At 71.3% G+C, this 26,554-nt stretch carries 26 protein-coding genes; 13 read left to right on the forward strand and 13 right to left on the reverse strand.

All coding sequences use genetic code 11. From position 1 onward, the window contains the following. Positions 1–142: 142 nt before the first annotated feature. On the forward strand, positions 143–1,153 hold the full coding sequence (locus tag ACZ7CH_RS26565) for a DUF3558 family protein (protein WP_458430500.1): 1,011 nt from the start codon (positions 143–145) through the stop codon (positions 1,151–1,153). Between the two features lie 102 nt (positions 1,154–1,255). Further along, entirely contained in the window at positions 1,256–2,761 is a 1,506-nt protein-coding gene (locus tag ACZ7CH_RS26570) for an aldehyde dehydrogenase family protein (RefSeq protein ID WP_470375176.1), read from the forward strand. Between the two features lie 22 nt (positions 2,762–2,783). Here the strand turns inward: ACZ7CH_RS26570 and ACZ7CH_RS26575 are convergent, their stop codons facing one another. Next, a complete protein-coding gene (locus ACZ7CH_RS26575; RefSeq protein ID WP_458430502.1) occupies positions 2,784–3,779 on the reverse strand; it encodes an ABC transporter substrate-binding protein in 996 nt (331 codons plus the stop codon). A gap of 143 nt (positions 3,780–3,922) precedes the next feature. Between ACZ7CH_RS26575 and dhaK the strand changes: the two genes are divergently transcribed. The 5 genes from dhaK to ACZ7CH_RS26600 all read left to right on the forward strand — a co-directional run bounded on the left by dhaK (position 3,923) and on the right by ACZ7CH_RS26600 (position 8,073). After that, positions 3,923–4,915, forward strand: a complete 993-nt coding sequence (dhaK, locus tag ACZ7CH_RS26580; RefSeq protein WP_470375177.1) for a dihydroxyacetone kinase subunit DhaK — start codon at positions 3,923–3,925, stop codon at positions 4,913–4,915. Position 4,916: 1 nt separating this feature from the next. Then, on the forward strand, positions 4,917–5,546 hold the full coding sequence (gene dhaL / locus ACZ7CH_RS26585; protein WP_470375178.1) for a dihydroxyacetone kinase subunit DhaL: 630 nt from the start codon (positions 4,917–4,919) through the stop codon (positions 5,544–5,546). A 50-nt stretch (positions 5,547–5,596) separates the two neighbouring features. Further along, positions 5,597–6,247, forward strand: a complete 651-nt coding sequence (gene dhaM, locus ACZ7CH_RS26590) for a dihydroxyacetone kinase phosphoryl donor subunit DhaM (protein ID WP_470375194.1) — start codon at positions 5,597–5,599, stop codon at positions 6,245–6,247. Positions 6,248–6,845: 598 nt separating this feature from the next. Next, on the forward strand, positions 6,846–7,394 hold the full coding sequence (locus ACZ7CH_RS26595) for a GNAT family N-acetyltransferase (RefSeq protein WP_360395589.1): 549 nt from the start codon (positions 6,846–6,848) through the stop codon (positions 7,392–7,394). Further along, positions 7,387–8,073 (forward strand): alpha/beta fold hydrolase, encoded by a 687-nt coding sequence (locus ACZ7CH_RS26600; protein WP_360395591.1) that lies wholly within the window; start codon positions 7,387–7,389, stop codon positions 8,071–8,073. The genes ACZ7CH_RS26595 and ACZ7CH_RS26600 overlap by 8 nt, the downstream gene beginning before the upstream one ends. On the opposite strand, the gene ACZ7CH_RS26605 is transcribed toward ACZ7CH_RS26600, so the two are convergent. Further along, positions 8,070–8,366, reverse strand: a complete 297-nt coding sequence (locus ACZ7CH_RS26605; RefSeq protein ID WP_360395593.1) for a hypothetical protein — start codon at positions 8,364–8,366, stop codon at positions 8,070–8,072. The genes ACZ7CH_RS26600 and ACZ7CH_RS26605 overlap by 4 nt on opposite strands. Positions 8,367–8,398: 32 nt before the next feature. On the opposite strand from ACZ7CH_RS26605, the gene ACZ7CH_RS26610 reads away from it, so the two are divergent. Further along, entirely contained in the window at positions 8,399–8,602 is a 204-nt protein-coding gene (locus tag ACZ7CH_RS26610; RefSeq protein WP_458430506.1) for an FmdB family zinc ribbon protein, read from the forward strand. Here the strand turns inward: ACZ7CH_RS26610 and ACZ7CH_RS26615 are convergent. From ACZ7CH_RS26615 to mce, 5 genes are all read right to left on the reverse strand, one after another. Continuing rightward, positions 8,599–9,219, reverse strand: a complete 621-nt coding sequence (locus ACZ7CH_RS26615; protein WP_360395597.1) for a DUF3558 family protein — start codon at positions 9,217–9,219, stop codon at positions 8,599–8,601. The two genes, ACZ7CH_RS26610 and ACZ7CH_RS26615, sit on opposite strands and share 4 nt — an antisense overlap. Before the next feature lie 50 nt (positions 9,220–9,269). Further along, positions 9,270–11,045: a 3-hydroxyacyl-CoA dehydrogenase family protein gene (locus ACZ7CH_RS26620; protein WP_470375179.1), complete on the reverse strand. Its 1,776-nt coding sequence runs from the start codon at positions 11,043–11,045 to the stop codon at positions 9,270–9,272. 232 nt (positions 11,046–11,277) lie between these two features. Beyond that, positions 11,278–12,759, reverse strand: coding sequence for a chromosome segregation protein (locus tag ACZ7CH_RS26625; RefSeq protein ID WP_470375180.1), 1,482 nt, complete (start codon positions 12,757–12,759; stop codon positions 11,278–11,280). 36 nt (positions 12,760–12,795) lie between these two features. Next, positions 12,796–14,109: a crotonyl-CoA carboxylase/reductase gene (gene ccrA / locus ACZ7CH_RS26630; RefSeq protein ID WP_360395601.1), complete on the reverse strand. Its 1,314-nt coding sequence runs from the start codon at positions 14,107–14,109 to the stop codon at positions 12,796–12,798. A 120-nt stretch (positions 14,110–14,229) separates the two neighbouring features. Beyond that, positions 14,230–14,670, reverse strand: coding sequence for a methylmalonyl-CoA epimerase (mce, locus tag ACZ7CH_RS26635; RefSeq protein WP_360395603.1), 441 nt, complete (start codon positions 14,668–14,670; stop codon positions 14,230–14,232). Between the two features lie 124 nt (positions 14,671–14,794). On the opposite strand from mce, the gene ACZ7CH_RS26640 reads away from it, so the two are divergent. The 5 genes from ACZ7CH_RS26640 to ACZ7CH_RS26660 all read left to right on the forward strand — a co-directional run bounded on the left by ACZ7CH_RS26640 (position 14,795) and on the right by ACZ7CH_RS26660 (position 19,852). Continuing rightward, on the forward strand, positions 14,795–15,985 hold the full coding sequence (locus ACZ7CH_RS26640) for an acetyl-CoA C-acetyltransferase (protein WP_458430512.1): 1,191 nt from the start codon (positions 14,795–14,797) through the stop codon (positions 15,983–15,985). Positions 15,986–15,996: 11 nt separating this feature from the next. Continuing rightward, entirely contained in the window at positions 15,997–16,947 is a 951-nt protein-coding gene (gene meaB, locus ACZ7CH_RS26645) for a methylmalonyl Co-A mutase-associated GTPase MeaB (RefSeq protein ID WP_470375181.1), read from the forward strand. Further along, positions 16,944–17,552, forward strand: a complete 609-nt coding sequence (locus ACZ7CH_RS26650) for a hypothetical protein (protein ID WP_470375182.1) — start codon at positions 16,944–16,946, stop codon at positions 17,550–17,552. Before meaB ends, ACZ7CH_RS26650 begins: the two co-directional genes overlap by 4 nt. Positions 17,553–17,699: 147 nt before the next feature. Continuing rightward, complete coding sequence (locus ACZ7CH_RS26655) at positions 17,700–19,208, forward strand: GAF domain-containing sensor histidine kinase (RefSeq protein ID WP_470375183.1); 1,509 nt, start codon at positions 17,700–17,702, stop codon at positions 19,206–19,208. Further along, positions 19,199–19,852, forward strand: coding sequence for a response regulator (locus ACZ7CH_RS26660; protein WP_470375184.1), 654 nt, complete (start codon positions 19,199–19,201; stop codon positions 19,850–19,852). Before ACZ7CH_RS26655 ends, ACZ7CH_RS26660 begins: the two co-directional genes overlap by 10 nt. Before the next feature lie 119 nt (positions 19,853–19,971). On the opposite strand, the gene ACZ7CH_RS26665 is transcribed toward ACZ7CH_RS26660, so the two are convergent. From ACZ7CH_RS26665 to ACZ7CH_RS26690, 6 genes are all read right to left on the reverse strand, one after another. Next, the gene (locus tag ACZ7CH_RS26665) at positions 19,972–21,498 is read right to left on the reverse strand and encodes an alpha/beta hydrolase (RefSeq protein WP_470375185.1); all 1,527 of its coding nucleotides are present in this window, start codon (positions 21,496–21,498) and stop codon (positions 19,972–19,974) included. Between the two features lie 217 nt (positions 21,499–21,715). Then, on the reverse strand, positions 21,716–22,690 hold the full coding sequence (locus ACZ7CH_RS26670) for an ABC transporter substrate-binding protein (protein ID WP_360395615.1): 975 nt from the start codon (positions 22,688–22,690) through the stop codon (positions 21,716–21,718). Positions 22,691–22,707: 17 nt separating this feature from the next. Next, on the reverse strand, positions 22,708–23,742 hold the full coding sequence (locus ACZ7CH_RS26675) for an ABC transporter permease (RefSeq protein WP_360395617.1): 1,035 nt from the start codon (positions 23,740–23,742) through the stop codon (positions 22,708–22,710). Next, positions 23,742–24,506 (reverse strand): ATP-binding cassette domain-containing protein, encoded by a 765-nt coding sequence (locus tag ACZ7CH_RS26680; RefSeq protein ID WP_360395619.1) that lies wholly within the window; start codon positions 24,504–24,506, stop codon positions 23,742–23,744. The genes ACZ7CH_RS26675 and ACZ7CH_RS26680 overlap by 1 nt, the downstream gene beginning before the upstream one ends. Further along, positions 24,503–25,534 (reverse strand): class I mannose-6-phosphate isomerase, encoded by a 1,032-nt coding sequence (locus ACZ7CH_RS26685; protein WP_470375186.1) that lies wholly within the window; start codon positions 25,532–25,534, stop codon positions 24,503–24,505. Before ACZ7CH_RS26685 ends, ACZ7CH_RS26680 begins: the two co-directional genes overlap by 4 nt. After that, complete coding sequence (locus ACZ7CH_RS26690; protein ID WP_360395677.1) at positions 25,531–26,514, reverse strand: LacI family DNA-binding transcriptional regulator; 984 nt, start codon at positions 26,512–26,514, stop codon at positions 25,531–25,533. Before ACZ7CH_RS26690 ends, ACZ7CH_RS26685 begins: the two co-directional genes overlap by 4 nt. Positions 26,515–26,554 lie beyond the last annotated feature (40 nt).

The following is a 26,554-nucleotide window of genomic DNA, read 5'->3' on the forward strand; positions in this document are numbered from 1 at the left end:
TGGTCGGGGTCTTCACCAAGTACATCGCACAGAGCTTCTGAATCGTTCCCGAAGCGGACGGTGACCTCGGCCACGGTCTCGGCCGGGCGGCAACGCGGGGTACTCGCCACGAACCCGGGGAAAGGTCGCTAACGTGCACGTCGTGCTTCGTTCTCGTGCCACGGCGCTGCTCGCCGCCACCGCGCTGCTGCTGGCCGGGTGCGCCACCGGTCCCGGGCTCGCGAAGTCCCAGTCGCCGCGCCGCACCGTCCAGGCCGCGGCGGAGACGAACGCGCCCGACCCGTCGACCCGGTCGTCGGTCCCGCCGGACAAGCCGGCCGATCCGGCGTTCGCGGCCGAGCGGCTGCGGCTGGTCGACCCGTGCGCGGTGATCGGCAAGGACGTGCTGGAGACGGTCGGCACGCCGTCGCGCTACTCCAGCAGCTCGTACACCCGCTGCTCGAACTACATGAAGGACAAGTCGGGCAAGACGCTCAACGTCACCCTCGACATCGGCTACACCCTGCTCTCCACCGAGGTGAAGAAGGCGACCAAGCAGGTCGCCGGCCTGAAGAGCGTCGAGCAGAAGCTGAACAGCTCGGCGTGCTTCATCTCCGTCATCACGCAGGAGAACCCGCCACAGGCCGTGCGCGTGCAGATCGGCACGGGCAACGACGGCGCGGAGCCGTGCGAGCCCGGCCGCAAGATCGCCGAGGGCGCGATCCGCAAGCTCAAGGGCAACCCGCAGCGCTACACCCCGCCGAAGGGCTCGCCGGTCGAGGTCGACGCCTGCTCGGTCGTCGAGAAGGCCGACCTGGCGACCCCGCTGGGCGCCTCGCCGCGGTCGCAGCCGTTCGGGCTGCACTCGTGCACGTGGAGCGGTCAGAGCGCGCAGGTGCAGCTGGAGTTCAAGACGACGCGCGTGCCCGCGGACTTCAAGTTCAACGACAAGCAGACCGAGGTCGACCTCGGTGGCGTGAAGGGCTACGCGGTCTTCAAGGACGGCCCGTTCCCGACCTGCGACCTGACCGTCGTGCGCACCAGGGACTCCGGTAGCGGCAACGGCGAGATCGCGCTGTTCAGCGCGGCGGGGGTCAAGGACAAGGAGTTCGACCGCTGCCAGGTCGCCGCCGCGATCGCCAAGGCGGTGCTCCCCAAGCTGCCCAGGGCGTGACGCGCACCACTACCGTTGCGGGACCTGACACCGCCCGGCGGGGGCTGAAAGTTCTCCTGGATCGCGTTAGGGTCAGGTTACTGGCGAGTATCGGAGGGCCCCATGACGCAGACCGCTTCGGACAGCGCACTGTCGGCCGATGGTGAGCAGCGGCGGTTCGCCTCACTGGACCCGCGCACCGGCGAGGTCGTGGCGCACCACCCGATCCACACCGCGGCCGAGGTCGAGGACGCCGTGTCCTCCGCCCGCGAGGCCGCCGCGTGGTGGGCCGGTCTGGGCTTCGAGGGCCGCAAGACCAAGCTCGACGCCTGGCGCAAGATCCTCTCGCAGCGCTCGGACGAGTTCATCTCGCTGATCAGCGCGGAGACCGGCAAGCCCGCCGACGACTCGCGCCTGGAGATCACGCTGGTCATGGACCACCTGCACTGGGCGGCCCGGCACGCGGGCCGGGTGCTGGGCAGGCGCAGGGTCTCGTCGGGCCTGCTGATGTTCAACCACACCGCGTCGCTGGAGTACCGGCCGCTGGGCGTGATCGGCGTGATCGGGCCGTGGAACTACCCGGCGCACACGCCGATGGGCTCCATCTCGTACGCGCTCGCCGCGGGCAACGCCGTGGTGTTCAAGCCGTCGGAGTTCACGCCGGGCGTGGGCACGTTCCTCGCCTCGACGTTCACCGAGGCGGTACCGGAGTTCCCGGTGTTCCAGGTGGTCACGGGCTTCGGTGAGACCGGTGCGGCGCTGTGCGCCGCCGGGGTCGACAAGATCGCCTTCACCGGGTCCACGCGCACGGGCAAGAAGGTCATGGCCGCGTGCGCCACGACGCTGACGCCGGTGCTGGTCGAGTGCGGCGGCAAGGACGCGCTGATCGTCGACGTCGACGCCGACCTGCACGCGGCGGCCGAGGCGGCGATCTGGGGCGCGGTGTCCAACGCCGGCCAGACCTGCGCGGGCGTCGAGCGGGTCTACGTGGCCGAGGAGGTCGCCGACGAGTTCGTCGAGATCGCCGTGAAGCGGGCGCGCAAGCTCAAGCCCGGCGGTGAGCCGAACGCGAACCTCGGCCCGATCACGATGCCGTCGCAGGTGGAGATCATCCGCGAGCACGTGCGGGACGCGCTCGACCGCGGTGGCAAAGCCCTGGTGGGCGGGCCGGAGTCGATCCGGCCGCCGTACGTCGAGCCGGTGGTGCTCGCCGACGTGCCGGAGGACTCGCTGGCGGTCACCGAGGAGACGTTCGGGCCGACCGTCGTGATCAACCGGGTGCCGAACGCGCTGGAGGGCGTGCGGCTCGCGAACCAGTCGCGGTACGGGCTGGGCGCGGCGGTGTTCTCCAAGGCGCGCGGCGAGGAGCTGGCGCGGGAGCTGCGGGTCGGCATGGTGTCGGTCAACGCGGTGCTGACCTACGCGGCGGTGCCGGGGCTGCCGTTCGGCGGTGTCGGCGACTCCGGGTTCGGGCGCATCCACGGCGAGGACGGGCTGCGCGAGTTCGCCTACGCCAAGGCCGTGACGAAGCAGCGGTTCAAGGCCGTGCTCACCATGACGACGTTCGACCGGTCCTCGCTGGCGGGCAAGCAGATGCTGCGCCTCGCGCGGATGCTCTTCGGCCGGTAGAGCACCCGCGCGAGGGGAGCTCCTAGGCGCCGGCCTGCTTCTTGAGGTCGTCGAGGACCACGTTCGCGGCCAGCACGCCGAGGCCGAGGAAGTAGGTCTCGTCGGCGACCGGCTTGGCCTTGCCGCCCTTGACCGCGTTCAGGCCGCTCCACAGCGGGCCGCCGAGCACGTCGCCCTGCGCGGTCTTGGCCGCGTCGCCGTAGGTGGAGTAGAGGAGCAGGTCCGCGTCGGCCTTGCTGATCTGCTCCGCGCTCACCTCGGCGGCGAGGTCGTCCACCTGCGACGGCGACGGCTGCGGGAGCTTGGCGTCGATCAGGATCGTGCCGATGAACGACTTCTTGGCGTACAGGCGGATCTTGCCCGGCATGAAGCGCAGCGCCGTCACCGTCGGGCGCACGCCGAGCTTCTGCTCGATCGCGGTGCCGGTCTCGGTGGCCTTGTTCGTGTAGTCCTCCAGCATCTTCGCGGCGTCCGCCTGGCGGTCGAGCGCGGCCGCGTTGAGGAGGAAGTTCTCCTTCCACACGTAGCCGGGGCGCACCGCGAAGACGGTGGGGGCGATGGCGGAGAGCTTCGGGTACAGCGCCTCCGCGCGCAGCTTCGAGCCCAGGATCAGGTCCGGGTTCAGCTTCGTGATCGCTTCGAGGTTGAGGTTGTTGATCGTGCCGACGTTCTCCGGCGTGCCGCCCTTCTCGCCGATGTAGGACGGCATGGTGGGCGAGCCGTCGGTGTAGGCGATGCCGACCGGCTTGATGCCGAGCGCGGCGACGTTGTCGAGCTCGCCGGTGTCGAGGACGACGACCCGCTCCGGCTTCTTCTCGATCTTCGTCTCGCCCATGGCGTGCTTGACCGTCCTGGGGAACTCGCCGGGCTTCGCCGTGGTGCCGAAGCCGTCGCTCAGCTGGGTCGCCTTGCCGAAGTCGGTGCCCCCCTGGGCCACGGACGGCTGGTCGGGCGTGCTGGAGCTGCAGCCGGTGACTGCGAGGGCCACTGCGACGAGCAGCGCTGCTCTCTTCGACACGACGTTGTTCCTCCACTACGGGCAGTGACGCTGACCTGCGGGAATTAGGGCAACCTAACGTACATCGGGACGGTATCCCGTTCCGAGTGTCAGACCCTCGGAGTAAGAAGGAACACGGTCACCGCCGATCGGGAGGGTGTGGGATGAAGAAGATCATCGATGATCCGGAGACCGTGGTGCGGGACGCACTGCGGGGGATGCGGGCCGCCCATCCCGGGCTGTTGTCGGTCCAGTACGACCCGGCCGTCATCACGCGGGCGGACGCGCCCGTGCGGGGCAAGGTCGCGATCATCTCCGGAGGCGGGTCGGGCCACGAGCCGCTGCACGGCGGGTTCGTCGGGCGCGGGATGCTCGACGCGGCCTGTCCGGGCGCCGTCTTCACGTCCCCGACGCCCGACCAGGTCGCCGCGGCGGTCGCGGCGACCGACGGCGGTGCCGGGGCGTTGCTGCTGGTGAAGAACTACACCGGCGACGTCATGAACTTCGAGATGGCCGGCGAGCTGGCCGAGTCCGAGGTGCGGTCGGTGGTGGTCGACGACGACGTGGCGGTGCAGGACTCGCTCTACACGGCGGGACGGCGCGGTGTCGGCGGGACCGTGCTGCTGGAGAAGATCGTCGGGGCGGCGGCCGAGCGCGGCGACGACCTGGCCGCGTGCGAGGCGCTGGCGCGGCGGGTGATCGGGTCGGTGCGGTCGATGGGGCTCGCGCTGACCTCGTGCACGGTGCCGCACGTCGGCACGCCGAGCTTCGAGCTGGCCGACGACGAGATGGAGATCGGCATCGGCATCCACGGCGAGCCAGGCCGACGGCGGGTGCCGGTCGGCTCGGCCACCGAGATGGTGGCCGCGCTGCTCGACCCGATCGTGGCCGACCTGCCGTTCGGCTCCGGCGACCGGGTCCTGCTGTTCACGAACGGCATGGGCGGCACGCCGTTGATCGAGCTGTACCTGGCGCACGGCATCGCGGAGCAGTCGTTGGCGGACAGGGGGATCACGGTGGAACGCAGCCTCGTCGGCCCGTACATCACCAGTCTGGAGATGCAGGGCATGAGCCTCACGCTGCTCAAGCTCGACGACGAGCTGGTGGAGCTGTGGGACGCGCCCGTGCACACCGCTGCGCTGCGGTGGGGGGTCTGACATGGGGTGCACGGCCTCGGACGTGGTGGCGGCGCTGCGCCTGGCCGCCGCCGTCGTGCAGGAGCACCGCGACGAGCTGGTGCGGCTGGACCAGGCGATCGGCGACGCCGACCACGGCGAGAACATGCGCCGCGGGTTCACCGCGCTGGTGTCCAAGCTGGAGGCGGACCCGCCCGCGACACCGGGCAAGGTCCTGAAGCTGGCCGCCACCACGCTGATCTCGACGGTGGGCGGCGCGGCCGGCCCCCTGTACGGCACGGCGTTCCTGCGCGCCTCCACCGCGGTGGGGGAGGCCGAGGAGCTGGACGGCGAGCTGCTGGCGCGGGCGTTGCAGGGCGCGCTGGACGGCGTGCTCGCCCGCGGCAAGGCGGCGGTGGGCGACAAGACGATGGTCGACGCGCTGACCCCCGCTGTCACCGCGGCGGCCACGGCCGGCAGCGGGTCGGTCGCGGCGGTGCTGAGCGCGGCCGCCGACGCCGCCGAGGCGGGAGCCGAGTCGACGGTGCCGCTGGTGGCGCGCAAGGGCCGCGCGTCCTACCTGGGCGAGCGCAGCGCCGGGCACCTCGACCCCGGTGCCCGTTCGACGGCGCTGCTGCTGCGCGCCTTCGCGGACGCGGCGGCCAAGTCGTGACGGCGGCCTCGGTGGCGCGGGTCGGACTCGTGGTCGTCTCGCACAGCGACATGCTGGCGAACGGCGTGGTGGAGCTGGCCGCGCAGATGGCGCCGGACGTGGCGGTGGTGCCCGTGGGCGGCACGGAGGAGGGCGGCCTGGGCACCGACTACGGCGCGGTGGTCGAGGCACTGTCCGACGCGGACTCCGGCTCGGGCGTGGTGGTGCTGTACGACCTGGGCAGCGCCAAGATGACCGCCGAGATGGCCGTGGAGTCCGCCGACGACCCGAGCCGCTACGCGGTGGTGGACGCACCCCTGGTGGAGGGAGCGGTCGCGGCGGCGGTCACGGCCCAGGGCGGCGCCTCCCTGGCGGACGTCGCCGCCTCGGCCGAGGGCGCCTCCGGCGACACCCCCGCCGCAACCCCGTCCCGCCCGGCACTGCACCTGGTGTCCGACGAGGTGTCGGCCGACGTGCTGCTGACGAACGAGGTCGGCCTGCACGCCCGCCCGGCCGCCCTGCTGTCGCGCACGGTCGCGGAGCTCGACGCCGACGTGGTCGTGCGCCACGGCGGCGAGGAGGCGAACGCGGCCAGCGTGCTGGGGCTGATGGGCCTGAGCGCGCCGGGCGGCTCGTCGATCACGGTGGTGGCGACGGGGAAGGACGCGCGGGAGGCGGTGCGGCGGATCGAGGAGCTGGCGGAGAGGGGCTTCGACGACTGAGGGACGAGGGACGGCGGGGGACGACTCGGGACGGCTGTGGGCGGCTTGGGACGGTTGCGGGCGGGCTCGGGACGGCTGTGGGCGGCTCGGGCCAGGTGAGGCTGGCGCGTCGCGAGGTGGGGTGGGGCTGGCGGGACGGCGACGCTGCGGTCGGCTGCAGTCGGCTCGGGCCGGGTAGGGCTGGCGGGGGCGGGGAGGGCTGCGGTCGGCTGAGGCGAGCAAGGGCGGTCGGAGGCGAACGAGGCCGGCTGGCGACGGTCCCCGTCGCCGCGTTCGGTCCGGGGACGGTTGGCGGCTGCGGTTTGCTGCGCAGGCCGAGCTCGCCGCGCTCGGCCCAACGCACCGTGCCGCGCTGACGTGCCGCCGTGCCCTGACGTGCCGCCGTGCCCTGACGTGCCGCCGTGCCCTGACGTGCCGCTGTGCCGTGCCGTTCCGCCGAGCCGTGCCGCGCCGCCGCGCCCTGCCGTGCCGGAGGCGCCGTGCTTGGCGCGTGCCGCTCCTGCCACCCGCCGCACAGCTCGCCGCCGAACCGCCCTGCCGCCACCCACCCGCGAGGTACCGTCCCCCGCAGACTGATCTTGACACTGGGGAGACGGGGATGTTCAGCAGGTCACTGGGCGACGACGGCGCCGAGCTGCGGCCGTTGGAGCCGTGGCACGCGCCGGAGTTCTTCGCGAACATCGAGCGCGGGCGTGAGTTCATCGGGCGGTACATCGCGCTGCCCGACGCCGTGCCGGACGTGGAGGCGGCGCGGGGTTACCTGACCGGGTACGCGGAGAAGGCGAAGACCGACTCCGGTCGCATCTACGGCATCTGGCTCGACGGGCAGCTGGTCGGCGGGGTGTTGTTCCGGGTCATGGACCTGCGGCAGGGCACCGCCGAGGCCGGGTGCTGGCTGGAGCCGTCGGCCGCGGGCAGGGGGCTGGTCACGCGGGCCGCGCGGCTGGTGGTCGACTGGGCGATTCGCGAGCGGGGTGTGCATCGGGTTGAGTGGTTGGTGTCGTCGGCCAACGCGCCGAGCATCGCGGTGGCGCGGCGGCTGGGCATGAGGAGGGACGGCGTGCTGCGGGAGCACTACCTCTACCGCGGTGTGCGTCACGACATGGAGGTGTGGTCGGTGCTGGCTCCGGAGTGGATCGATGGATGACCTCGTGCTGTTGCACGCCTTTCCGCTCGACGCGCGCATGTGGGACGTGCCGGGGGCGCGGACGCCGTCGTTGCGCGGGGCCGGTGAGCCGGACCTGACGACGCTCGCCGAGGGGGTGCTCGCCGGGCTCGACGACCTCGACCGGTTCCTGCTCGGCGGGTGCTCGATGGGCGGGTACGTGGCGATGGCGTTGCTGCGGATCGCGCCGGAACGGGTCAAGGGCCTGGTCTTCGTCGACACCAAGCACACCGCGGACACCGAGGAGGCGGCCGCGAACCGGTACGCGATGGCCGAGCGGGTCGAACGGGAGGGCGTCGGCGACTGGCTCGCCGACGCGATGCTGCCGAACCTGCTCGGGCCGGGCGCGTCGGCCGAGGCGAAGGCGCTGACCAGGGCCATGGTCCTCGACCAGAGCGCGGAGGACGTGGCCTGGTGGCAGCGCGCGATGGCGCAGCGGCCGGACTCGACCGAGGTGCTGGAGTCGCTGGACGTGCCGTCGCTGGTGCTGGTCGGTGAGCACGACCGGCTCACGCCGCCGGACGTCGCCGCGAAGCTCGCGGTCACGTTGAAGCGCAGCACCAGCGAACGGATCGAGGACGCAGGGCACCTGCCGCCGGTCGAGCAGCCGGACGAGTTCCGCGCGCGGCTGGAGCGGTGGCGGGTCCAGGTCGGGCTCTAGAAGCGGCGCGTGGTCGGTCCGCGCCGGCCGCGCGAGTCCCAGCAGCCCTGGTGCCAGTGGCGGCGTTCCTCCGCGGAGCCCGCCTCGTGCGCGGGCCACGCCACCACGTGCGGGGTGCCGGGGCGGATCTCGTGGTCGCAGCCGGGGCAGCGGTAGGTCTTCTGGGCCTGGGTGCCGGAGATGGCGCGCACCAGGTAGTCCTCGCCGTCGGGACCCCGTTCGGAGCGCGCCCAGCCGACACCGCCGCCCAGCGGACGGTGCTCTTCTGGCTTGGGGCTGTTGCGACGCGGCACGGCCACACGGTAACCGCTCGTAGAATCGGGTCGTGCCGACCTACGAGTTCCGCTGCCGAACGTGCGACGACACCTTCGAGCTGAAGCGCCCCATGAGCGAGTCGTCAGCGCCCGCGAGCTGTCCCGGTGGTCACGCGGACACGGTGAAGCTGCTGTCCATGGCCGGGATCGGCGGCACCGCCCGGCAACCGGGCGGCGGTGGCGGCGGGTGCTGCGGCGGAGGCTGCTGCGGCTAGGACGGCGACCGGGACAGCATGATCTCGGCGATCTTGCGGCCCTGGTCGCAGACACCGCCGAACTTGCCGGTCGAGTCGATCACGATGATCCCGAGCCCGCCGCCGTCGTACGGGGCGACCAGCACGCACGTCGGCTGCACCTCGGGGTCGTCGGACCGGTCGAGGTAGGGCACCTTCTTGCCGCCGACCTCGTACTCGCCGGTGGTGCGCTCGATCGTGATCTGCTTGCCCTCGCGGAACCGCAGCGAGACGCCCACCTCGGCGTTGTCGACCTTCGTGGTCCAGCGGCACGACTGGTCGAACGTCGAGTCGTAGTTCATCTGCGTCGGCGGGGTCTCCGCCTTGGCGCCGGGGTAGGGCAGGTCCGTCCACTTCAGCACGGCGCACACGCCCTGCACCTCGCCGTCGATCGGCGTGGTGTCCGGCTCCTCGGAGGGGTCGCCGGACGGGTCGGGGTCGCCGGACGGGTCCGGGTCTTCGGAGGGCGGTGCCTCCTGGTCGAACGGCGAGGCCGCGTCGATCGCGTCCTGCGCCTTCGGACTGCCCTCGACCGTCGTCTTCCCGGCACAGCCGGCGACGAGCACGAGGACAGCCAACAGGAGCACCAGTCGACGCATGGCACCACCATGCCACGTCCGGCGTGGTGCCCCTGTCAGCGGTACAGCGCTCACGTGTAGTCGCGGAAGCCCTTGCCCGTCTTGCGGCCCAGGCGACCCGCTGTGACCAGGTGTTCCAGCAGCGGCGCCGGAGCGAAACCGGGCTCGCGGAACTCCAGGTACAGGGTGCGCTCGATGGCCAGCGACACGTCCAGGCCCACGACGTCCAGCAGCGCGAACGGGCCCATCGGCAGGCCGCAGCCGACCTTCATCGCGTTGTCGATGTCGTCGGCCTCCGCGTAGTGCGCCTCCAGCATCTTCACCGCGTCGTTCAGGTACGGGAAGAGCAGCGCGTTCACGATGAAGCCCGCGACGTCACCGCAGTGCACCGGGTGCTTGCCGAGGTCCAGGCAGACCTTGCGGGCCGTCGCCACGACGTCCGCGCTCGTGGAGATCGTCTCGACGACCTCCACCAGCTTCATGACCTGCGCCGGGTTGAAGAAGTGCAGGCCCACGACGTCGGCGGGGCGGGACGTGGCCGCGGCGACCTCGATGACCGGCAGGGAGGACGTGGTCGTCGCGAGCACGGCGCCGGGCTTGCACACCTCGTCGAGCGCCGCGAAGACCTCCTTCTTGACGCCGATCTCCTCGGCGACCGCCTCGACCACCAGGTCGCAGTCGGCGAGGTCCACGAACTCCACGGCCGGCGTGACGCGGGCCAGCGCCGCGTCCCGGTCAGCTTCGCTGAGCTTGCCCTTCGACACGGCGCGCTCCAGCGACCTGCCCACCGTCCCGATCGCCTTCTCGGCCTTGTCGAGGCTGCGTGCCCGCAGGACCACGTCGTAGCCGCGCTTGGCGAACACCTCGGCGATGCCGGTCGCCATCGTGCCGGTGCCGATGACACCGACCCGCTGCACCTCGCGCACCGGCACCGAGCTGTCCACAGTGGACGGCGTCAGCGCGTCGGCCACCACGGTCGGCGAGTCGGGGCCGTCGTAGGTGTAGAAGCCGCGCCCCGACTTGCGGCCCAGCAGCCCCGCCGTGATCATCTGCTTGAGCAGCGGCGCCGGCGCGTGCAGGCGGTTGCGCGACTGGTGGTACATCGTGTCGAGGATCTCGTAGGCGGTGTCCAGGCCGATGAGGTCCAGCAACGCCAGCGGGCCCATCGGGTAGCCGCAGCCGTAGCGCATCGCGGCGTCGAGGTCCTCGCGCGTCGCGTACTTCGACTCCAGCATCTTCACCGCGTGGTTGAGGTACGGGAAGAGCAGCGCGTTCGCGATGAACCCTGCGCGGTCGCCGATCACGACCGGCGACTTGCCCAGCCGTTCCACGAACGCCACGACGTCGGCGACCACGTCCGCCTCGGTGACGACCGTGCGCACGACCTCGACGAGCTTCAGCACCTGCGTGGGGTTGAAGAAGTGCAGGCCGACGACCTTGCCTGGCCGCCCGGTGTGCACGCCGATCTCGGTGATCGACAGCGACGAGGTGTTCGAGGCGATCACGGCCTCGGGCTTCAGGACCTGGTCGAGCTCGCGGAAGATGCCCGCCTTGAGCTCGATGCTCTCCGGCACCGCCTCGACGACCAGGTCGCAGTCGGCGAGGTCCGCGAGCCGCAGCGAGGTCGTGATCCGGCCGTGCAGCGCCGTCTTCTCGTCCTCGGTCAGCTTGCCGCCCTGCACCGCCCGCGCGGTCGAGTGCTCCAGGTGCCCGAGGCCGCGTTCGAGACCGGCCGCGTCGACGTCCACCGCCCGCACCGCGAGCCCGGTGCGTGCGAGCACCTCCGCGATGCCCGCGCCCATGGTTCCGAAACCGACGACTCCGACGGTGTTGATCTCGCGCGCCACTGCAGACCTCCCTGCGGGACAAAGCGTGGGCTACCAAGGAGTAACTTGCGGGCGACTATGCCACTCCCCGGTGGGACGAGCGCCGTGAGCTTCGCCATCGGGATCGAAACAGTGAACGGTCCAGCGGCACGTCACGAACGGGAAAACCCCAGATGGCGCAACGGTTGCGTGCCGCTGAACGAGCAACGGCCGCGACTCCGGTGGAGTCGCGGCCGCTGTGACTGCGGTGCTGTCAGGACTTCTTGGCCGGCTGCGGGCGCGTGAGCTTCTTCGTCGGGCCGTCCACCGCGGCGGGTGCCTGCTGCGCGGGCTTGGCGGGAGCCGCCGGGGCCTGCTGCGGGGCCGGTGCGGGCGTGGCGGGCGGCTGCGGAACGGCCTGCGGAGCCGCGGCCCTGGTCGGTGCCGCCGGTGCCTTGGCCGGTGCTGACTGGGTCTGCGCTGCCTTGGTCGGCGCGGCGGGAACTGGAGCAGGGGCCTGCGGGGCCTGGGCCTGCGGGTTCTGCGCCTGCGGGGCCTGCTGCGGAGCGGGCGCGGCCTTCTGCGCCTCGGCGGCGGGCTGGGCAGGCGGCTGCTGCTGGGCGGGCGCCTGCTGAGTGGGCTGCTGCTGAGTGGGCTGCTGCTGGGCGGGCGCCTGCTGAACCGGCTGCTGGACCGGCTGGACGACCTGCTGGGCTGCCTTCGGCTCGGCCGGTTCCGGCGCGGTCGCTTCCGGCTGCTCCTCGATCGGGTCGAGCAGCGGCACGACGTCCTGCAGCGCCGCACGCACGCCGTGCAGCTGGTGCGACAGGCGGTTGCGCAGGGTGCGGAGCTGGTCGACGCGCTGCGTGGCGGCGGTGGTGCGGCGGTTGGCCTCCTCGGTGGCCTCGCGGACCCGGCGGTTCGCCTCGTCCGTGGCCTCCTGGATGCGCGCGGTCGCCTCGGTCACCGAGTCGTGGCGGCGGCGGTTGGCCTCCTCCGTCGCCTCGCGGACGCGGCGTTCGGCCTCAGTCTTCGAGGTGGCCTGCTCCTGCGCCACGGCGGCGCGGATGCGCGCCGCCTCCTCGGAGGCCTCCCGCAGCCGGCGGTCGGCCTCGGCCTTGGAGTTGGCCTCCTGCGTGGCCAGCGTCGCCATCGCCTCCGACCGGCGGGCCGCCATCGCGATCTCGAAGTCCTCCTCGACGGTCACCCGGCGCTGCTCGGAGTCGTCGGCGATCTTGCGGGCCGCGGCCTCCGCCTCGGAGACGATCTTCTCGGCCTCGCCGCGCGCCGTCTCCAGCACGCCCCTGTGCTCGGTCTCCATGGCCGCGCGGCGCTCGTCGAGCTCCTGGATCAGCTTCTCGTAGCGCTGGCGGAGCACCCCCGCGTCGGCTTCCGCCTTGGCGCGGATGTGCCCGCTCTCCGCCTCGGCACGGGCCTTGATCTCGTTGGCCTCGTCCTGCGCCAGCCGCAGCATGCGCTGGAGGCGCTCGGAGAGCCCCTCCAGCGTCGTCGGCGGCAGCGACAGGCGCTCCACCTGGTTGCGCAGCTCGGTGATCTCCGAGCGTGCGGCCTCCAGCTGGCGCGCCAGGTCGGACGTCTGGGACACGGCGGCGTCGCGGTCCGCGGCCAGCAGCCGCAGGTCCGAGTCGAGGCGTTCGAGGTGGTCCTCGACCTGGGCGCGGTCGTAACCGCGCTTGACGATGTCGAATCCGGATCCCAGAGGGACGAGGTCACGGTCGTCGGCGAGGGGGCCCATGCCCCTCACGCTACCCGTTCGAGTGTCTTCAGAAGGTCACACACCCCGGAATCGGTTGATGGCCGTGAGGTGCTTCGCACGCAGTTCGTGGTCAAGCACACCCAGACCCTCTTCCGGTGCAAGGCACAGCACGCCGACCTTGCCCTGGTGCGCGTTGCGGTGGACGTCGTGCGCGGCCTGGCCCGTTTCGTCCATTGAGTACACCTTGGACACCGTTGGGTGGATCTTTCCCTTGGCGATCAACCGGTTCGCCTCCCACGCCTCGCGGTAGTTCGCGAAGTGGGACGAGAGGATGTGCTTGAGGTTCATCCAGAGGTAGCGGTTGTCGTACTGGTGCATGTACCCGGAGGTCGACGCGCACGTGACGATCTTGCCGCCCTTGCGCGCGACGAACACCGACGCGCCGAACGTCTCACGGCCGGGGTGCTCGAACACGATGTCCGGGTCCTCGCCGCCGGTCAGCTCGCGGATCTTCGCGCCGAACCGCTTCCACTCCCGCGGGTCCTGCTCGTGCTCGTTCTTCCAGAACTTGTAGCCCTCCGCCGAACGGTCGATGATCAGTTCGGCGCCCATCGAACGGACGATCTCCGCCTTCTCCGGCGAGGAGACGACGCACACGGGCGTCGCGCCGCCGTTCAACGCGAACTGCGTGGCGTAGGAACCCAGGCCGCCGGACGCGCCCCAGATCAGGACCGTGTCGCCCTGCTTCATGTTCGCGCCGTTGGTCGACACCAGCTGCCGGTAGGCGGTGGAGTTCACCAGGCCCGGCGACGCCGCCTCCTCCCACGTGAGGTGCTTCGGCATCGGCATCAGCTGGTTCGACTTCACCAGCGCGAGGTCCGCGAGACCACCGAAGTTCGTCTCGAAGCCCCAGATCCGCTGCTGGGGGTCGAGCATCGTGTCGTTGTGCCCGTCCGGCGCCTCCAGCGGCACGTCCAGGCAGTGCGCGACCACCCGGTCACCCGGCTTCCACGCGGTGACGCCGGGGCCGACCCGCACGACGACGCCGGCCAGGTCCGATCCCACGACGTGGTACGGCAGGTCGTGGCGGCCGCCCAGCTTCCGGAGGAACCCGAACGTGGACACCGGCTCGAAGATCGAGGTCCAGACGGTGTTGTAGTTGATCGCGGAGGCCATGACGGCCACCAGCGCCTCACCCGGCCCGAGCTCCGGCGTGGCGACCTCGTCGACGTGCAGCGACTTGCGCGGGTCCTTGTCCCGCGTCTCGAGGCCCGCGAACATGTCGGCCTCGTCCGCGTGCACGGTCACGCCCCGATAGCTCTCCGGAACGTCCAGCGAACCGATCGCGTCCAGCTCGTCGGCCAGGATCGCGTCAAGGATCTTCTGCACGGCGGCATTCCTTCCCGGTTGAGGGATAGTCGCAGGTTGCCGGAGGTTACTCAGCAGTAACCGATTCAGAGTCGCACCTGTGAGGGATGCCACGCGCATTCACCGGACCGGGTCCTCCGGTCAGTGCTCTGCGGGCTCGACCAGCTCGATGAGCACGCCGCCGGCGTCCTTCGGGTGCACGAAGTTGACCCGGCTGTTCGCCGTGCCGCGCTTGGCGGCGGCGTAGAGCAGCCGCAGGCCCTTCGCCCGCAGCGCGTCCGCCGCGACGTCCACATCGGACACCCGGTAGGCGAGCTGCTGCAGGCCGGGGCCGCTGCGGCCGATGAACTTGGCAATCGTCGAGTCCTCGTTCAGCGGCGCGAGCAGCTGGATCGCGGTGCCGTCGTGGTCGCCGGGCGCGTGCAGCATCGCCTCGCGCACGCCCTGCTCCTCGTTGACCTCCTCGTGGGCGACCTCGAGGCCGAAGTTGTCGCGGTAGAACGCGATCGCGACGTCGAGATCGGGCACCGCGATGCCCACGTGGTCGATCGCGGTCACGAATCGAGCGAGTTCTGCGTTCATGAGAGCGAAGGGTATCGACTCGATCGGTGCAGGCGCCCCTGTGCGAGGTCTCACAGCGTTACCGCCGAGTAGCCGCGGGTATGGTGCTCAGTTAACGACCGTTCGCTCTTCCATGGAGGCAGCTGTGTCCGGTTCCGTCATCGTCGCCGGGGCGCGCACCCCGATGGGTCGACTGCTCGGATCGCTCAAGGACTTCTCGGGTGCCCAACTGGGCGGCGTCGCGATCAAGGCGGCACTGGAGCGCGCGGGCGTCGCCCCCGAGCAGGTCCAGTACGTGATCATGGGTCAGGTGCTGACCGCGGGTGCCGGCCAGATCCCCGCCCGCCAGGCCGCCGCCGCCGCGGGCATCCCGATGAGCGTGCCCGCGCTGACCATCAACAAGGTGTGCCTGTCCGGCATCGACGCGATCGCGCTGGCCGACCAGCTGATCCGCGCCGGCGAGTTCGACGTGGTCGTGGCCGGTGGCCAGGAGTCGATGACGCAGGCGCCGCACCTGCTGCCGAAGTCGCGCGGCGGGTTCAAGTACGGCGACGTGCAGATGCAGGACCACATGGCCCACGACGGTCTGTTCTGCGCGTTCGACCAGGTCGCGATGGGCTCGTCGACCGAGAAGTACAACGGCCGCTACGGCGTCACGCGCGAGGAGCAGGACGCGTTCTCCGCGCGCTCGCACCAGCTCGCCGCCAAGGCCGCCGGGAACGGCGTGTTCGAGGCCGAGATCGCCCCGGTGTCGATCCCGCAGCGCAAGGGCGACCCGGTCCTGTTCAGCACGGACGAGGGCGTGCGCGCCGACACGACCGCCGAGTCGCTCGGCAAGCTGCGTCCCGCGTTCGCCGCGGACGGCACGATCACCGCGGGCTCGGCGTCGCAGATCTCCGACGGCGCGGCCGCCGTCGTGGTGATGAGCAAGGCCAAGGCCGAGGAGCTGGGCCTGGAGTGGATCGCGGAGATCGGCGCGCACGGCGTGGTCGCCGGCCCCGACGCCTCGCTGCACGAGCAGCCCTCCAACGCCATCAAGGCCGCGTGCGCCAAGGAGGGCATCTCGCCCGCCGACCTCGACCTGGTCGAGATCAACGAGGCGTTCGCGGCGGTCGGCATCGTGTCGACCCGTCAGCTCGGGATCTCCGAGGACAAGGTCAACGTCAACGGCGGGGCCATCGCACTGGGCCACCCGATCGGCATGTCCGGCGCGCGCATCGCCCTGCACCTCGCTCTCGAGCTGCAGCGGCGCGGCGGCGGCGTGGGTGCCGCGGCGCTGTGCGGTGGCGGCGGGCAGGGCGACGCCCTGATCCTCCGCGTGCCGGCGAAGGCCTAGGGACCGCGTTTGTGGCCAAGGCCGTTGACGTAGCAGAACTGGTCGGCCGCGCGCGTGACGGCGAGCCGCGCGCGGTCGCCAGGCTGATCTCCCTGGTGGAACAGGGCAGCGACGAGCTGCCCCTGGTGGCCGCGGCGCTCATCCCGTTCACCGGGCACGCCCAGGTCGTCGGCATCACCGGCGCCCCCGGCGTCGGCAAGTCGACCTCCACCAACGCCCTCGTGCGCGCCTTCCGCGCCGCGGGCAAGCGGGTGGCCGTGATCGCGGTCGACCCGTCCAGCCCGTTCTCCGGCGGCGCCCTCCTGGGTGACCGGGTCCGGATGGGCGACCACGCGACCGACTCGGGCGTTTTCATCCGTTCGATGGCCACGCGCGGCCACCTCGGTGGCCTGTCCTGGGCCACCCCGCAGGCGCTGCGCGTGCTCGACGCGGCCGGGTTCGACGTCGTGCTCGTGGAGACCGTGGGCGTCGGCCAGTCCGAGATCGAGGTCGTGGCCCTCGCCGACACCACCCTCGTGCTCCTCGCGCCGGGCATGGGCGACGGCGTCCAGGCCGCCAAGGCGGGCATCCTGGAGATCGCCGACGTGTTCGTCGTGAACAAGGCCGACCGCGACGGCGCCGACCAGACCGCCCGCGACCTCAAGCACATGATCTCCCTGGGTCGCCGCGACCGCACCGGCCCGGTGTGGCGCCCGCCCGTGGTGAAGACGGTGGCCGCCCGCTCGGAGGGCCTCGACTCCGTCGTGGCGGCCATCGACGCCCACCAGCGGTGGATGGCCGAGCACGGCGAGCTCGCCGAACGCCGCCTGCGCCGCGCGGCCGCCGAGGTCGAGGCCATCGCCGTCGACCGCGTCCGCACCCGCCTCGGTCCCGCCGACGGGCTCGCGCGGCGCGTGGTGGCGGGCGAGCTGGACCCGTTCACGGCCGCGGAGCAGTTGATCAGCGGTAACCTGCGGGCATGACCGCTTGGGGAGCGCCCGCACCTGTCGTCCTCGACCTGGGCAAGAGCGACACCCGCAAGGTCCTGCTCGGCGGCTCGCTGGCCGGTGGTCTCGGCATCCTCGCGCTGATCGGCGCCGTGACCGCGTTCCTCGACGGCGAACCGGTCGGCGGCTCCATCGCCGGTGTCATCGGCCTCGCGTTCACCTCCATCGGCGTGATGGCCCTGGTGAAGTTCAAGACCATCTCCCGGCCCCGCAAGCTGGTCATCGAGCAGCAGGGCATCCGCCTCGACGACCCGCAGGGCGCACCGTGGGCCGTCGCCTGGCAGGACCTCGGCGCCGTCTCGATCTCCCGCACCCGTGAACGGGCCGTCGAGCTCGCCGACGCCCTGGTCCGCCGCACGCTGGTCCGCGTCGACCTCCACCCCCTCGACCCGCCGCGCTTCCGCGCCGCCCACCCGGCCATGGAACCCCTGTGGGAGTTCCACCGCGTGCAGAACGGGTACCGGCTGGCCCTCGGCGACTCGGCGTCGATGATCGCGCCGATCGACGCCGGGCTGCGGACGTTCGCCCCGCAGATCTACCGCGGCGTGATCGACGAGGGGTTCACCGTCGGGCTGCACTGAACCCGCCGGGCAACTCGACCGACCCTCTACTCTGAGTAACCTCAGTTTTCACCATTTCCGGTGATGGTCTCCCCTCTGACTACGCAGGGGAGTTACCCTCAGTCGTTCGTGCGGTGTCACTTCTCTCCCTGGCAAGAGGTGAAGCCCGTGGGCGGCGGCAACTTGAGCACCGATCAGCGCCTTCTCGACGTGGTGTTGTCGCTCGCTGACAGCCGCTCGTTGCCCGACCTCCTTCACCTGGTCGTGGAGTCCGCCTGCAACCTGGTCGACGCCCCTTACGGCGCACTGGCGGTCGTGAACGGCCACCGGGAGCTCGTCGAGTGGTCAGGGCAGCACCCCGGCCACATCACCGCGGGGGACCCGCGCTCGATCGACGACACGCACTTCATCGGGGCGGCGATCCAGGTCGGCGGGGAGGACTTCGGCAACCTCCACCTCGCGGGCAAACCGGTGTTCGGCGACGACGACCGGGAGCGGGTGGCCACTTTGGCGGCAGCCGCCGGGGTGGCGATCGAGAAGCAGCGCGACCACGACCGGCTGCGCAAGCGGGAGACGTGGCTGACGGCGGCGGCCGAGGTCACCACCGCCCTGCTCACCGGCACGACCGGGCGCGACGCGCTCTACCTCGTCGCGCAACGGGCGCGGGTCGCGGCGAACGCGAACTTCAGCGCGCTGGTGCTGCCGGACCACGCCGGTGAGCTGGTCATCGAGGTCACCGACGGCGGGACCTACGACGCGGAGGGCATGCGGGTGCCGCGCGACGGCACGGTCAGCTACCGGGTCTACGAGACCGGGCGGGCGGAGTGCCACGAGGCCGGGCAGGTCGACCTGGTGCCGGGGCCGCTGGTGGTCGTGCCGATGTCGGCGGGGGAGCGGACGCTCGGCGTGCTCATCGTGGCGCGCACCCGCAGCCAGCCGCCGTTCGAGGACCTGGAGCTGGTGCAGGCGTTCGCCGCGCAGGCGGCGCTGGTGCTGGAGTTCACCGAGGCGCAGGGGGACACCGAGCGGATCGCGGTGCTGGAGGACCGCGACCGGATCGCCAGGGACCTGCACGACCTGGTCATCCAGCGGCTGTTCGGGCTGGGGCTCGGGTTGCAGGGGCTGACCGGGATGGCCGCGAAGCCGCAGCTCACCGAGCGGATCACCGGCTTGGTGGAGGAGGTCGACCACACGATCCGCGAGATCCGCAGGACCATCTTCTCGTTGCAGGAGCCGCTGACCAGCTCCACGAGCCTGCGCGGGCAGCTGCTGCGGGCGGTGCACGACTCGGCGCAGCTGCTGGGGTTCGAGCCGGACGTGTCGCTGGAGGGGCCCCTCGACTCGGTGGTGCCCGACGAGCTGCGACCGGACCTCGTGGCCACGTTGAGGGAAGCGCTCACCAACGTCGCACGGCACGCACGGGCGACCCGCGTGAAGGTCGCGATCGGCGTCGACCGGGAGCTGACCGGACTGGAGCTGACCGTCCAGGACGACGGTCGCGGCTTGCCGTCGGCTGACGATCCGGGCGGGGAGGCCCAGCACGCCGGAGGACTGGCGAACATGGCGGCACGGGCGCGGCGGCACCACGGGAACTGCGCGGTGGACTCCGTTCCCGGTGCCGGTGTGCGGATCACCTGGTCCGTCCCGTTGGTGCTGCAGGAGGCGAGATGGCGATAGCGGTGCTGCTGGTGGACGACCACGAGATCGTGCGGCGGGGGCTCGTGCAGCTCCTGGCGCAGGCCGACGACATAGCCGTGGTCGGCCAGGCCGACAGCGCCACCTCCGCGATCACGCAGGCGCCGCGGTTGCGCCCCGACGTCGCCATCATCGACGTGCGGCTGCCCGACGGTGACGGCGTGACGGTGTGCCGGGAGATCAGGAGCCTGGTGCAGCCACCGCCGGCCTGTCTGATGCTCACGTCCTACTCGGACGACGAGGCGCTGTTCGGCGCGATCATGGCCGGTGCGTCCGGGTACATGCTGAAGGAGGTGTCCGGGAACGACCTCGTGGCCGCGGTGCGCACCCTCGCCTCCGGTGGCAGCCTGCTGCACGCCGGCGTCACGGCCACTGTGCTGCAACGGCTGCGCGGCGGCCCGGAGGAGGACCCGCGCTACGCCGCGCTGAGCCCGCAGGAGAAGCGGATCCTCGACCTGATCGCCGAGGGCATGACGAACCGGCAGATCGCGAACCGCCTGTTCCTGGCCGAGAAGACCGTGAAGAACTACGTGTCGAGCCTGCTGCACAAGCTCGGCTTCGACCGCAGGACCGAGGCGGGCGTCTACGCGGCGCGGCGCAGACGCCTCCACCCCGGCGCGTTCTGACCGGGTTACCGGGGTCGCCGCCCGCGACTGGTTCGACGGGCGGCGAACAGGTTGGTGGTAGTTGGCGACGGTTTGATCAAAGGTTGGTGGTACTTGCAGACGCCATCAGGAGATGCGGGTCACCAGCCGAGAGCGGTGGCCAGCTGACGTGCCTTCGTGAGCGGGTTCTGCACGGTCTCGCCGGGAGCGGGCAGCGGAACGCCGGGGCACGTCAGGTCCTTCGCGGGCGTGACACCGTCGACGAGGTAGCGCTCGACGACGTCGTTGACGCACGCGTTGCCGAAGCCGTAGATGCCGTGGTCACCCTCGTCCTCCACGGTGAGCATCACCGAGTTCCGGAAACCCCGGTGCGCGCGCTGGGCGCCTTCGAGCGGCGTCGCGGGGTCGCGGACCGACTGCACCATCAACGTCGGCACGACGCCCTTGCCCGTGGGCTGCTTCAGGGTGACGTTCGGGCGGTCCCAGAACGCGCACGGCCCGGCGAGCTGGTAGTAGCCGAAGAACGGCCACCGGGCGCCGTCGCGCACGGCGTCGCGCTCCAGGTGCGCGCGCCCGCCGCGGAACGGCGTGTCGTTGCACAGGACCGAGAACAGCGTGCCGATCGAGGCGTCCGGGTAGGTGGCCTGCGCGCTCATCCGCCGCGGTGCCGCACCGGCCAGCTCGGCGATCTTGGTCGCGGTGCCGTCGAACGCGCCCTTCTGGTAGAGCCCGGCGCGCGTCACGAAGTCGAGCAGCACACCGTTGTAGACGCCCTCGGGCAACGTCACCGGCTGCTCGTTGAGCTTCCTGCGGGTGCGTTCGTAGGTCTGCCACACCTCGTCGGCGGTCTTGCCGAGGTGGTAGACGCTGTCGTACTTCGCCACCCACGGCAGGAAGTCGACGCGCAGCCGCCGTTCGAAGCCCATGCCCCAGTCGCCGAACACCGCCTGCCACGGCGCGGTGAACTCGGCGTTGGAGTCGAGCACGACCTTGTCGAGCGTCTTCGGGAAGTACGTGGCGTAGTAGGCGCCCAGCCAGCTGCCGCCGGAGTAGCCGAGCCAGCTGACCTTCTTCCTGCCCAGGAGCTGGCGCAGGAGGTCGAGGTCCTTCACGGTCTGGTCGGTGGTGATGTAGCGGCCCAGCTCACCGGACTTGGTCTGGCAGAACTTCGCCTGCAACGCCATGCCGTCGTAGAGCAGGTCGAGGTTCGCCCTGCTGCGGTCGCGCGGGTCGGTCGAGGGGAGCGTGAAGTAGTCGCCGCACGTGACGTTGCTGCTCGCCCCCGTGCCGCGCACGTCGATGCCGATGATCTCGGCGTTGTCCGCCAGCTTCTGCCGTTCGGCGAACAGCAGCGGCATCGTGCGCCCCTCGCCGCCCGGCCCGCCGGGGTTGGTGAAGACGGTCGACTTCGCCTTGCCGTCCTTCGGCGTGAGCCGGCTGACGGCGATCGTGACGGTCTTGCCGTTGTTCGGGTGGTTCCAGTCCATCGGCGCGGTGAACGTGCCGCATTCCAGCCGTTCGGCACCGGGCGGCGCTCCCGGCGGGACCTCGCTGAAGCAGGCGCGCCAGGCGATGGTCTGCGCGGGCGCGGCCGAAGCCTGTGGTGCGACGAGAAGTGATGTTGCCGTGGCGACGGCCAGTGCGGCCGCTAACTGCTTTCGGCGCATCGGTGGTTCCCCCTTCGGTTGTGCCCCAAGCCCACCGCCTTCCGGCGCGCGGGACAACGGCTGAAGGGTGATCCCCCGGTACACCTCTGGTCTTAGCCCAACCCGGCCATGCGGCCATGACGGTTGTCATTTTTCCCTGGCAGGTCTCGGGGTCGTGACATGGCGCAGGGCCGCTCCCACCGCGGTGGAACGGCCCTGCGCCAGACTTGCGGGAAGCTCAGCACTTCTCCCTGTAGAAGTACTTCGAGTTCGCCGAGGCGTCGTCCTTCGTGATCGCCACCAGGTCGGTCTCGATGTCGCGCTCGTTCTGCTTGCCCTCGATCGCCGCCAGCGCCTGCTCGACGCCCTGCTTGCCGATCGTGGCCGGGTCCTGTGCGATCAGCGCCTGCACGGTGCCCGCCTGGAGGTCCTGCACCTGCTTCGGTGAGGCGTCGAACCCGACCAGGTTGACCGCGCCCGTCTTGCCCGCGTTGCGCAGGCCCGTCGCCGCGCCCTCGCCGGTGTTGAGGTTCGTGGCGAACACGCCGATCAGGTCCGGGTTCGCGGCCAGGGTCGCGGTGACCTTCGAGGCGGCGGTGGCCGGCTCGTTGTCGGTGTACTGCTGGCCGATGTAGCGGAGGTTCGGGTAGGCCTTGACCGCCTCCTCGAAGCCCTTGGCGCGGGCGTCCGTGGTCGAGGTGCCGGCCTTGGTGTTGAGCACCAGGACCGAGCCGGACTTCCCGGCGGCCAGCTTGTTCAGGGTCTCCGCGGCGAGCTTGCCGCCCTGCTCGTTGTTCGAGGAGATGGAGGACGCGGCGATCGAGGTGTCCTGGAGCTTGGTGTCGACCTCGACGACCTTGATGCCCGCGTCCTTGAGCTGCTTCATCGGGCCCGCCATGGCCCTGTCGTCGGTCGGCGCGATCAGGACGGCGGCGGGCTTGGAGGCGAGGACACCGGTGACGATCGGGGTCTGCTGGGCCGCGTCGAACTTGGCGGGCGCCTGCGTGTCGAACTCGTAGCCCGCGGCCTTGGCGGCCTCCTCGAACCCGCACCGCATCGAGATGTAGAACGGCTCTGCGGTGATGCCGGGGATCAGCACGAGCTTCTTGTTCGCGGCGGTGCCGCCCGTGTTCGAGTCGCCGATCTGGCCACCTCCACCGCACGCGGCGAGCAGGAACGCGGCCGAGACGGCCACTGCGGAGCGGATCTTCATTGGTCCAGCACCCCTTCTCAACGTTGGTTGCGCGCCCGCCGCCGCGTCTGGTCCAGCCACACGGCGGCCACCAGCACGACCGCGACCGCGATCGGCTGCCAGAACTCCCTGACCCCGATGATCACGAGGCCCTTCTCCAGCACCGCCGGGATGAACACGCCGAAGACCGTGCCCACCACCGAACCCGTCCCGCCGAAGATGCTCGTGCCGCCCAGCACGACGGCGGCGATCGCGTTGAGGTTGTCCGTCTCGTGGCCGGTGACGACCGCGACGCGGAAGAACGCGTTGCCCAGGAACCCCGCGAGGCCCGCGAGCGTGCCGGCCAGCAGGTAGACCTTCGTCAGGTGGCCGCGCACCGAGATGCCGACGCGCCGCGCCGCCTCCTCGTTCGACCCGACGGCGTAGGTGTAGCGGCCGAACCGGGTGGTGGACAACAGGAGCGCGCCCAGCGCGGTGACGACGGCGGCCACGATCACGATGTTCGGGATGCCCAGGTACGTGCCGGAACCGAACGTGCGGCTCAGCCTGTCCGGGACACCGGCGACGTTGGAACCGTTGTTCAGCAACAGGGCCGCGCCCTGCGCCGCGCCGAACGAGCCCAGGGTGACGATCAGCGGCGGGATCTTCGCCCGCGAGATCAGCAGGCCGTTCAGCAGGCCCCAGACCGCGCCGCTGACGAGTGCGACCAGCAACCCGAGCCCGATCACGCCCCAGCCCGCGTTCGTCGCGTCACCGCCGGACAGGGCGTTCATCGCCAGCGCGGACGTGACCGAGGCGAACACCAGCACCGACCCCACGGACAGGTCGATGCCGGACGTGATGATCACGAACGTCATGCCGACCGACAGCACCAGCAGCACGGCGGTCTCCGCGAGCAGGAACTGCAACGTCGTCACCTGGAACACGGCGTCCGGCCGGATCGCGCCGAACACTGCGACCAGCACCAGCAGCACCAGGCCGATCCACAGCGTGTTCGCACCGGCGAGCCGCTTCAGCAACGGCGTGCGCCGGTCGTCCGATGAGGCTGACAACGTTGTCTTCTCCTCGGTCATCAGGCCGCGTCCTCCTGGGTCAGCGCACCCGTCATCGCGCCGACGAGCTCCTCGACACTGGTCTCGGACGCCGTGAAGCGCGCCACCCGGCGACCGAGGCGCAGCACCTCGACCCGGTCGGACACCGACAGCACCTCGGGCATGTTGTGGCTGATCAGCACCACCGCGACGCCCTCGTCGCGGACCCGCTTGATCACGTCGAGCACGCGTTCGCGCTGCACCACGCCGAGTGCCGCGGTCGGCTCGTCCATGAACACGAGCTTCGACGCCCACGCCACCGACCGCGCGACCGCCACGGACTGCCGCTGACCACCGGACAGCGCCGCGATCGGCACGTCGATGCTCTGCAGCGCCGCGCCGAAGCGGGTGAAGTGCTCGGTGGCCTGCCTGCGCATCGCCTTCTTGTCGAGCACGCCGAGGAACCCGAGCAGACCCGGCTTGAGGATCTCCCTGCCCAGGAACATGTTCGCGGCCGGGTCGAGGTCCGGCGCGACCGCGAGGTCCTGGAACACCGTCTCGATGCCGCGGTCGCGGGCGTCGTTGGGGGAGCCCAGCACGAGCGGCTCCCCCTCGAACAGCAGCGTTCCGCCGGTCGGCTGCTCCACCCCGGACAGGCACTTCACCAGGGTGGACTTGCCGGCGCCGTTGTCGCCGATCAGCGACACGACCTCGCCCGCGCAGGCGGTGAACGACGCACCGCGGAGTGCTTCCACGGTGCCGTAGCTCTTCGTGAGATCACGCGCCTCCAGCAGCGGCCGGCTCATCGCGATGCGCCCTCCAGGGTGGACAGGACGGGTGGACGGCAGCGGACCGCCACCAGGTCACCGGTCAGCCCCAGCTCACCGGCCGCGTGCGGCACGACGACGGTGCTGCCCTTGTGCACGTCCAGCGCGCCGAGCCGGCCGGAGCCCTCCAGCACGACGAGCACGGCGAACGACGGCTCCAGGGTGGAGGAGCCCTCCACGTGCAGGCGGTCGGCCTGGAAGAACGGGTCGGCGGCGCGGCCCAGCAGGTCCACCGACGGCGCCCACTTCTCCGACGTCTGGTGTACGAGCTCCGCCAGCGAGGAGCCCCAGCCCTGCCGGTCGACGCAGTCCAGCGCCAGGTCGTAGCCGAGCCCGAGGTGGCCGGCGTCGGCGTCGGCGAGGAACCCCTGCCACTCCAGCGTCACCGAGAAGTCGGTCGGCTGCTGCAGCTCGACGATGAACACGCCCTCGCCGATCGCGTGCGGCACACCGGCGGGCACGAACACCGTGTCACCGGGCCGCACGCACACCGGGTTGAGCGCGTCGAGCATCGCCGTCGTGTTCTGCGTGGCGACCCAGCCGGCGACGACGTCGGCGGGCACCTCGTCCTTGAATCCGATGTAGACGGTCGGGCTCGCGCCGGTCGTGCCGATCACGATCCACGCCTCCGTCTTGCCGTGCCGGCAGTTCAGGTGCGTGGCGGCGAAGGCGTTGGAGGGGTGGCAGTGCACCGGCAGCCGCTGCCCGGCGTCGAGCAGCTTCACGAGCAGCGCCGTGTCCGCGCCGAACTCGGCCACGTGGTCGGCGCCGAGCCACCCCGTCGGGTCCGCGGCGACGGCGTCCCGCAGCAGGACGCCGTCCGGCAACGTCGTCAGCCCCGCGTCGCTGCGGCCGAAGAGCGTCGTCGTCGACGCCACCCAGTCCTCCGGCCCGAAGTCGGCGGCGGCGCCACCCCGCAACGCGGCGATCGCCTCACCGCCGCGGTAGAACTGCTTCGGCTGGTTCGCCGGCAGGTTGACCGGCTGGTGGAGCAAGCCAGAACTCACGCGTGGACCTCCCCGGATCCTCGTGGCACCAAGCGCACCGGCAGCACGACGCGGCGCGGTGGTGAGTTGTCGCCGTCCAGTCGGGCGAACAACAAATCGGTGGCCGCCTTGCCGAGCGCGCTCGCGTCGTGCGCGATCACGGTCACCGGCGGCGACAGCAGGTCGGCGAGCTCGAAGTCGTCGAAGCCCACCAGGGCGGGCTTGTCCGCGACCCCGGCGAGCGCGCGCAGGACGGAGACGGTGATGCGGTTGTTGCCCGCCACGACCGCCGTCGCCGGCTCCCGCATGGTCCGCAACCGCTGCAACGCCGTCACGACGCTGGCCTCGTCGTGCGGTCCCATCGCCACGAGCTCCTCGTGGTACCCGATCCCGGCCCGCACGCAGCCCTCGCGGTACCCGCGCAGCCGCTCGTTGGCGGTGAAGATGTCCGGCGCGTCCCCGAGGAACGCGATCCGCCGGTGCCCGTGCGAGGCCAGGTGCATCACCGCCTCGACGGTCCCGCCGATGTTGTCGACCAGCACGGTGTCCGCCACGACGTCCCCGGCCGGCCGGTCCAGGAACACCACCGGCGTCCCCGCGCGCATCTCCGGCACCAGGTAGCTGTGCTGCAGGCCCGCGGGCACGATGAGCAGCCCGTCGACCCTGCGGCTGCAGAACTCCAGCGCGAGCTCGCGCTCCCGGCCGGGGTCCTCGTCGGACGATCCGGAGATCACCTGTCTGCCCCGCAGCCGCGCGATCTCCTCGACAGCGCGGGTCACCCCGGAGTAGAACGGGTTGCCGACGTCCTCCAGCACCAGCCCGATCGTGCCGGTGGACGACCCCCTGCGCAGGTTGCGCGCGCTGAGGTTCCGCCGGAACCCGAGCTGGTCGATGGCCGCCAGCACGCGCTCCGCGGTGGACGGGTGCACACCCGGCTCGTCGTTGACCACGCGCGAGACGGTCTTGATGCTCACGCCCGCCAGCCGTGCGACGTCATTCATCGTCGCGCGGCGGACCTTGCGCTGGCCGGCAGCCTGGCCG

It is taken from the genome of Lentzea sp. NPDC037011 (assembly GCF_055607425.1).

Excerpts from the sequence above, each read along its gene's own strand:
- dhaM (WP_470375194.1), top strand. The coding sequence starts at position 5,597 with ATGCTGGCGAACGGCGTGGTGGAGCTGGCCGCGCAGATGGCGCCGGAC.
- ACZ7CH_RS26625 (WP_470375180.1), bottom strand. The coding sequence starts at position 12,759 with ATGGGCCCCCTCGCCGACGACCGTGACCTCGTCCCTCTGGGATCCGGA.
- ACZ7CH_RS26570 (WP_470375176.1), top strand. The coding sequence starts at position 1,256 with ATGACGCAGACCGCTTCGGACAGCGCACTGTCGGCCGATGGTGAGCAG.
- ACZ7CH_RS26680 (WP_360395619.1), bottom strand. The coding sequence starts at position 24,506 with ATGAGCCGGCCGCTGCTGGAGGCGCGTGATCTCACGAAGAGCTACGGC.
- mce (WP_360395603.1), bottom strand. The coding sequence starts at position 14,670 with ATGAACGCAGAACTCGCTCGATTCGTGACCGCGATCGACCACGTGGGC.
- dhaL (WP_470375178.1), top strand. The coding sequence starts at position 4,917 with ATGGGGTGCACGGCCTCGGACGTGGTGGCGGCGCTGCGCCTGGCCGCC.
- ACZ7CH_RS26660 (WP_470375184.1), top strand. The coding sequence starts at position 19,199 with ATGGCGATAGCGGTGCTGCTGGTGGACGACCACGAGATCGTGCGGCGG.
- ACZ7CH_RS26595 (WP_360395589.1), top strand. The coding sequence starts at position 6,846 with ATGTTCAGCAGGTCACTGGGCGACGACGGCGCCGAGCTGCGGCCGTTG.
- dhaK (WP_470375177.1), top strand. The coding sequence starts at position 3,923 with ATGAAGAAGATCATCGATGATCCGGAGACCGTGGTGCGGGACGCACTG.
- ACZ7CH_RS26675 (WP_360395617.1), bottom strand. The coding sequence starts at position 23,742 with ATGACCGAGGAGAAGACAACGTTGTCAGCCTCATCGGACGACCGGCGC.
- ACZ7CH_RS26600 (WP_360395591.1), top strand. The coding sequence starts at position 7,387 with ATGGATGACCTCGTGCTGTTGCACGCCTTTCCGCTCGACGCGCGCATG.
- ACZ7CH_RS26690 (WP_360395677.1), bottom strand. The coding sequence starts at position 26,514 with ATGAATGACGTCGCACGGCTGGCGGGCGTGAGCATCAAGACCGTCTCG.
- ACZ7CH_RS26615 (WP_360395597.1), bottom strand. The coding sequence starts at position 9,219 with ATGCGTCGACTGGTGCTCCTGTTGGCTGTCCTCGTGCTCGTCGCCGGC.
- ACZ7CH_RS26670 (WP_360395615.1), bottom strand. The coding sequence starts at position 22,690 with ATGAAGATCCGCTCCGCAGTGGCCGTCTCGGCCGCGTTCCTGCTCGCC.
- ACZ7CH_RS26650 (WP_470375182.1), top strand. The coding sequence starts at position 16,944 with ATGACCGCTTGGGGAGCGCCCGCACCTGTCGTCCTCGACCTGGGCAAG.
- ACZ7CH_RS26665 (WP_470375185.1), bottom strand. The coding sequence starts at position 21,498 with ATGCGCCGAAAGCAGTTAGCGGCCGCACTGGCCGTCGCCACGGCAACA.